The following is a 6,196-nucleotide window of genomic DNA, read 5'->3' on the forward strand; positions in this document are numbered from 1 at the left end:
GGTTCCGGCCGTCGTGATCGTCAACGCCGTGCTGCAGATCTCAACGCTGCTAGGCTGCGCGCTGCTTGGGCCGGAGACGCCCTCGTTCCTCATCGCGGCGCTCCTTTGCGTGTCCGGCGCGCTCGATGCATTTCACGTCGCTCAATACCTTGCCTTTTTCCGAAGTCCCTCAGAATGAGATGTCGATGGCCAACCTCATCTTCAGCGTGTCGTTTCAGGCCAGCATGGCCTTCGGGGTCGGACTCGGCGCCGCGGCGATAATGCTCGGGGGACTGCCGTTCGAGCCGGTTCATGCGCTGGCCCCTTTCCGGTTCGCCTTCGTCGTACTGTCTTTGCTCATGGCTTTCGCGCTCATCGATCACTGGAGGCTGGCGCACGACGCCGGCGCTTCTCCGCGTCGCATCGCTCTTGAATGGGTCAATTGCATTTTGGTCAGGAGCGTGTTTTGCTGAGGCATTCAAGAATAGATCACCGATGTTTTGCGGGAGGAAAGGAAGAATGCCACGGATGGACGGCGGCCGTTCGGACCGCGACGCGCGAATAGAGCGCCACGCGCAGAGGGAGGTGTCCGACCGGGTTCGAAAGGATGGAAACGAAGGCGGACTGCCCTGGCCGTCCGTCGCTATTGGTGCGACCTACAAGTATTTGTTCGAGGGCGTCCGCATTCTGGCGCAGGCCTACACAACGTACGACGATCGCAGTCCTCAATAGAACGGGACACCTATAGTCCGCCCATCAGAATATATTTCAATTCCAGATATTCCTCGACGCCGTGATGCGAGCCTTCGCGCCCGATTCCGCTTTCCTTTACGCCGCCGAACGGGGCCTCAGCTGTCGAGATGATGCCCTCGTTTATGCCGACCATACCGTATTCGAGGCCCTCCGCCACGCGCCAAACCCGCCCGATGTCGCGCGCATAGAAGTAGCAGGCGAGGCCGAATTCCGTCGCGTTCGCCATCTCGATGGCTTCTTCCTCGGATGAAAAGCGGAACAGCGGCGCGACCGGACCGAAGGTTTCCTCGCGCGCGACGGCCATGTTCGGCGTCACGTCCCGCAAAAGCGTCGGCTCGAAGAAATTGCCGCCGAGGCTCTTTCCGCCCGCCACGATCCTGGCGCCCTTCGACACGGCGTCGGCGATGTGCTCCTCGACTTTGGCGACGGCGGCGCGATTGATCAGCGGGCCGGTCGTAACCCCGGCGTCGACGCCGTTGCCGACTTTCAGCGCCTTGACCGCCTCCGCGAGCTTCGCCGCGAAGGCGTCGTAGACCCTGTTCTGCACCAGAAGACGGTTGGCGCAGACGCAGGTCTGGCCGGCGTTGCGGTACTTCGAGGCCATCGCTCCCTTCACGGCTGCATCGAGATTCGCGTCGTCGAACACGATGAACGGCGCGTTCCCGCCGAGTTCGAGGCCGAGTTTCTTGATCGTCGGAGCGCATTGCGCCATCAGCATGCGCCCCACCACGGTCGAGCCCGTAAAGGTCAGTCCTCGAACGATCGGGTTCGACGTCATCTCGCCGCCGATCTCGCGCGAGGGGCCCGTTAGGACGGAGAAGACTCCGGGAGGAATGCCTGCGCGCTCGGCGAGCTCTGCGAGCGCGAGCGCCGAGAGCGGCGTCTCGGTGGCTGGCTTGCAGACGAAAGCGCAGCCCGCGGCGAGCGCCGGGCCGGCCTTGCGCGTGATCATCGCGTTCGGGAAGTTCCACGGCGTGATTGCCGCGACGACCCCCAGCGGCTGTTTGATGACGACCATCCTCGACGTCGGCCAGGGCGACGGGATCGTCTCGCCGTAGATGCGCTTGCCCTCCTCCGCGAAGAACTCGATAAAAGACGCGCCGTAGGCGATCTCTCCGCGCGACTCCGCAAGAGGCTTGCCTTGTTCCGCGGTCATGATGCGAGCGAGATCCTCCTCGTTTTCCATCATGAGCTCGAACCATTTGCGCAGGATCGCCGCTCGCTGCGTGGCCGTTTTCTTCGCCCACAGCTTCTGCGCCTTCTCGGCGGCCTCGATAGCCTCGCGGGTCTCCGGCGCGCCGAGCTTCGGCACATGGCCGATCACGCTGTCGTCCACGGGATTGGCGACTGGGATCGTGGCTGAACCGCCGATCCATTCGCCGGCCAAGTAGCACCGGTCCTTAAGGAGCTTTCCGTCCTTGAGCGTCAACGATGTCACAGGCAAGTCTCCTCAGCAGCAACCACCAAGCGTGGCAACCGCTCGCGCGGCGCCTCAGGCTAGGACCTTTTTCCGGGATCTACTTGTGTATCGCCCGGCCGTAGGCGTCCATGACGCTCTCGTGCATCGTTTCGGACAGCGTCGGATGCGGAAACACGGCGTGCATCAACTCGTCTTCTGTCGTCTCGAGGTTCATCGCGATCACGAACCCCTGGATGAGTTCCGTAACCTCCGCGCCGACCATGTGCGCGCCGAGCAGCTTTCCGTCGCCCGCGTCGAAGATCGTTTTCACCAGCCCCCGGTCTTCCCCGAGGGCGATCGCCTTGCCATTTCCGGCGTAAGGAAACCGCCCGACCCGCACGTTGTAGCCGGCAGTCCTCGCCTTCGCCTCGGTTAGGCCCACGCTCGCGATCTGCGGCCGACTGTAGGTGCAGCTCGGAATCCGAAGCCGGTCGAGAGGATGGCTCTGAAGTCCGCCTATGGCCTCGGCGCAAATCACTGCCTCGTGCTCCGCCTTGTGCGCAAGCATCGGCGGACCGGCGACATCGCCGATCGCATAGACGCCCTGAACGTTGGTCCGACCGCCTCCGTCCACGGCGATGCAGCCTCGTTCCATTGCGACGCCCAGGTCCGTAAGTCCCAGGTCTTCAACATTCCCCTGAACGCCTGCGGCGACGATGATCGCGTCGACGGCAACGTCCTCCGACGCGCCGCTGGCTTCGATCGTCGCGACGAGCCTCCCGTCGGATGCGGGTTTGGCGTTGACGACTCTTGCGCCGGTGCGGATCGCAATCCCCTGTCTCTCGAACTGCGCGCGGGCGAATTTGGCGATCTCGTCGTCCTCCGCGGGCAGGATCTGCGTCAGCATCTCGACGACGACGACCTTCGATCCGAGGTCGCCGTAGAAGGACGCGAACTCGACGCCGATCGCGCTGGCGCCGACGACGAGCACGCTGTCGGGGATGCGTTTCGGGGTCATCGCCTCGATGTAGGTCCATACGTGGTCGCTGTCCGGCTCTAGACCCGGCAGCCGGCGTGGGCGCGCGCCGGTCGCGATCACGACATGGTCCGCGAAATAGTCGCCCGGGCCCAGAACGCCGTCCGGCTTGCCAGAGATCGGCCGGTTCGGCCGTCGCGCCAGGTCGGACACCGTCACCCGGCCGGGCGCCGACAATCGGGCCTCACCCCAGATCACCTCAACCCTGTTCTTCTTGAGGAGCCCCTCGACCCCCCGGCTCAGGCGCGCCGCGACGTCTCGCGAACGCTGGACGACCGATCCCGCGTCGAACCTCACGTTGTCCGCGGCGAGACCGTAATCCTCGGCATGCCGCAGGAGGCTGAAGACCTCCGCGGAACGCAACAGCGCTTTCGTGGGGATGCACCCCCAATTCAGGCAGACGCCGCCGAGGTGCTCCCGCTCCACAACAGCGGTCTTGAGCCCGAGTTGCGCCGCGCGTATCGCAGCGACGTAGCCGCCGGGTCCAGACCCGATGATGATGACGTCGTATTTCATTCGATCTGCGTGGCCGCTCTTGCGGCTTCGTGCGCCTTCCGGCCGCGGGCTCGCGCCTTGAATGTCCGGGCGCTGACGCGATCGAGCAGGTCGATGATGTCCTTGAGACTGTCTCTCGGAATGTTCTGGGTGATGAAGACGATGCGCGTCTGTCGGTCGTTGTCGGGCCAACGGTCGAGCCAGGTCATTGTATGCAGGAGGTGCTGAGCGCCCTGGATCACCGCCGGCCGTCCGGGCTCCTCGGCAATGTTTACGAGTCCCTTGACGCGCAGAAGCCCCGGTCCGAGGTTCTGCGCGATCCCGTCCAGCAGGAATTGGGCTTCCTCGCGCGTGAGGGGGCTTTCGCGGGTGAGCACGAAATTCTCGATTCCCCTGCCCTCGAGATGGCTCGCGTGCGCATGGTCTGCCTGACCGTGTTCGTGGTGGTCGTGATCGTGGCCGCAGGAGTCGTGGTCGTGAGCGGACTCCTGATAGGCGAGGACGTTGAGCCACGGACGAGGATCCGCCTCGGGGTCGGCTGTGTCGAAACCCGGAGACGTCAGAAGTCTAGCAACTTCCTCCGACGACCAGTCGACGTCCGCGATCTCGGCCGACGGATTGATCTGGCGGAGCTCGAGGCGGAGTCGCGAGGCGCTGTTTTGCCTGTCGCCCGTGACCATGTCGAGCTTCGTGATTCGGATCCGATCCGCCAGCGCAACCTGGCGAACGGATTCCTGATGGGCCTCCGACGTTCCGGCCCAGTTGACCGCGTCGACCAGAGTCACGACGCTCGCGACGCGATAGAGCCCGTCTAAGGTCGGCTCCGAAAGGAACGCCTGAAGCACCGGGCCAGGCTCGGCAAGCCCGGACGTCTCGATCACGACGTTGTCGAACGTCGGGATCTCCGCAGCCTGGCGCGCGTGGTACATCGAGTTCAGCGTGCCGACAAGGTCGCTTCGAACTGTGCAGCAGAGGCAGCCGTTCTCGAGGACGACGACCGAGTCCGAGCTTTTGGCGAAGAGCTGGTGGTCGAGGCCGACCTCGCCGAACTCGTTGACCACCACGAGACTCTTCGCAAGTTCGGGCGAACGCAGCGCGGCGTTGATGAATGTCGTCTTCCCGCTTCCGAGAAACCCCGTGACGAGGGTCACGGGGATCCGGCTCTTTGTTCCGGCGGCCAGGATGTCAACCGACATGGACGTCCTCGATCAGAACACTTCGCAACCCGGAAGGCCACACGAAATCAAGCGGTCCGAGGGGAAGTTGGTGATGATCTCACAGCCGTCCTTGGTGACGACCACCTCCTCCTCGATCCGCGCGGCGCCGGAACCGTCGTCCGCGCCCTTCCATGTCTCGAGCGCAAACACCATGCCTTCGACGAGCGGGCGGTTCTGGCCCCGGAAGCGCTTGGAGAAGATGGGGCGCTCCCACAGCGACAGCCCGACGCCGTGACCGTATTGCAGCAGGAACGCCTCGGCCTCGTCTCGGTATCCGAATTCCTGCGCGTCCGGCCAGACAGACGCGACCTCGTCGGGCGTGACGCCCGGGCGGATCATGTCTATCGAGGCGCTGATCCACTTCGAAGCGGTCTCGTAAGCGTCGATCTGATGCTTGTTCGGCTCGCCGCAAATGAAGGTGCGGTAATAGCAGGTGCGGTAGCCGTTGAACGAATGCATGATGTCGAGGAAGATCATGTCGCCCGGCTGGAGCATGCGATCGGAGAAGGTATGCGAATGGGGCCGGCCGCGACGGCCCGACACGGAGTTCACGCATTCGACCCGCTCGGCGCCCATGCGGAACAACCGGTCGTTGGCGATCGCAACGAGTTCGTTCTCCTTGGTTCCGGGCCTGATCGCGCGGACGATGTCGACATAGGTCGCGTCGACCATTGACGCGGCCACCTTGAGCAATTCGATCTCGTCCCCGGTCTTGATTTCACGCGCATCGAGCAGAGCCTGCTGGCCGTCGACGACTTCGATGCCCTCGGCCTCAAGAGCCCTCAGCATGCCGATCTCCATCATGTCGATGCCGAGCGGCTCCTTGTCGATGCCGTAATGCACGAGCGCATTCTTAATTTGTTTCGCGAAGTCGTGCTGCACGTTCATCGACGGAGGGATCGCGCCCTGCATCGTCGTGATGGGGGCGGCCACGTTGTCCGAAATCCAGGGCGATGAAATCCGCTTGGCGGGCGGGGCCGGATCCCAGAGGAACGGCTTTCCTTCGGCGGGGCAAAGCGCATAGCGGAAGAACTTGTCGCGCGCCCATTCGCCGATATGCGTGGCCGTGACATAGCGGATGTTGTCAAAATTGAAGCAGAGCACGCCGCCGAGCCCCGCATAGCGGATCGCGTCCTGCGCGCGCTTTAGCCGCTCAACCGAGAGTCGATGATAGTCGACCCCCTGCTCCCAGTCTTTGGCCATCATGCCCCAAGCGGCGGTCGAATGCGGACTGTTGTATTTCATGGGTCCTCCCTCTAATCCTGCGGGTCGACGGCGCGCGCCGTCAACGGATTGATGAAAATTCCTCGGCCCAGT

At 63.8% G+C, this 6,196-nt stretch carries 5 protein-coding genes; 1 reads left to right on the top strand and 4 read right to left on the bottom strand.

Annotated features, from left to right (window positions below; translation table 11 throughout):
- Positions 1–185 precede the first annotated feature (185 nt).
- A complete protein-coding gene (locus ACLP25_RS15440; RefSeq protein ID WP_442470070.1) occupies positions 186–452 on the top strand; it encodes a hypothetical protein in 267 nt (88 codons plus the stop codon).
- A 269-nt stretch (positions 453–721) separates the two neighbouring features.
- Here the strand turns inward: ACLP25_RS15440 and ACLP25_RS15445 are convergent, their stop codons facing one another.
- The 4 genes from ACLP25_RS15445 to ACLP25_RS15460 form a co-directional block, all read right to left on the bottom strand.
- Positions 722–2,161 carry an NAD-dependent succinate-semialdehyde dehydrogenase gene (locus ACLP25_RS15445; protein ID WP_442470074.1) on the bottom strand — a complete coding sequence of 480 codons (1,440 nt, stop codon included), beginning with the start codon at positions 2,159–2,161 and terminating at the stop codon, positions 722–724.
- An 88-nt stretch (positions 2,162–2,249) separates the two neighbouring features.
- The gene (gene lpdA / locus ACLP25_RS15450; RefSeq protein ID WP_442470071.1) at positions 2,250–3,683 is read right to left on the bottom strand and encodes a dihydrolipoyl dehydrogenase; all 1,434 of its coding nucleotides are present in this window, start codon (positions 3,681–3,683) and stop codon (positions 2,250–2,252) included.
- Entirely contained in the window at positions 3,680–4,858 is a 1,179-nt protein-coding gene (locus tag ACLP25_RS15455; RefSeq protein ID WP_442470072.1) for a CobW family GTP-binding protein, read from the bottom strand. The genes lpdA and ACLP25_RS15455 overlap by 4 nt, the downstream gene beginning before the upstream one ends.
- 12 nt (positions 4,859–4,870) lie before the next feature.
- Positions 4,871–6,124, bottom strand: coding sequence for a M24 family metallopeptidase (locus ACLP25_RS15460; RefSeq protein ID WP_442470073.1), 1,254 nt, complete (start codon positions 6,122–6,124; stop codon positions 4,871–4,873).
- Between the last annotated feature and the right edge of the window lie 72 nt (positions 6,125–6,196).

The sequence above is a fragment of the Roseiarcus sp. genome (genome assembly GCF_052145395.1).
Classification (GTDB): Bacteria; Pseudomonadota; Alphaproteobacteria; order Rhizobiales; family Beijerinckiaceae; genus Roseiarcus.